The 399-nt window shown below is 61.4% G+C and carries 1 pseudogene; it reads right to left on the bottom strand.

The features are described 5' to 3' along the window. Positions 1 to 224: 224 nt before the first annotated feature. A pseudogene (locus SB822_RS55200) lies at positions 225 to 399 on the bottom strand (ABC transporter substrate-binding protein); the annotation flags it as partial.

Here is a 399-nt window from a genome sequence, read left to right as displayed (position 1 = left end):
GCGATGGGCGAGGCGCTCGCGCATTTGCATCTGCTGTGGCTGGCGGGCGCGTTAAAACGCACGCACGATGCGGATGGCGTGATGCGGTTTTCGGCGTGAGCCCTTGCTCGATGTCGGTGGCCTACGCATAAAAAAAAGCCCGGTCGCGCGTTTGCACTGCATTGCATTGCATTGGGCGACCGGGCTTCTGCTGCTTCGGGTTCGTGCGGTATGTTCGTGCGGTATTACTGCACCGACACCGCCCCGAAGTTCTGCCGCCCAAACGGGCTCACGTGATAACCGCTCACGTTCGTCCGCGTGATAGCTGCCGCCGTCGGATAACCGAGCGGAATCCACAGCGCCTGATCGTGAATGATCTGCTGCGCAGCCTGATACGCTTTCGTGCGCTTGGCCTGGTCC

Origin of the sequence: Paraburkholderia sp. SIMBA_054 (assembly GCF_046534875.1) — a bacterium.
GTDB classification, from domain to species: domain Bacteria; phylum Pseudomonadota; class Gammaproteobacteria; order Burkholderiales; family Burkholderiaceae; genus Paraburkholderia; species Paraburkholderia hospita.
The sequence above is the reverse complement of the archived record's forward strand: the minus strand, read 5'-3'. Positions and strand labels throughout refer to the sequence as shown.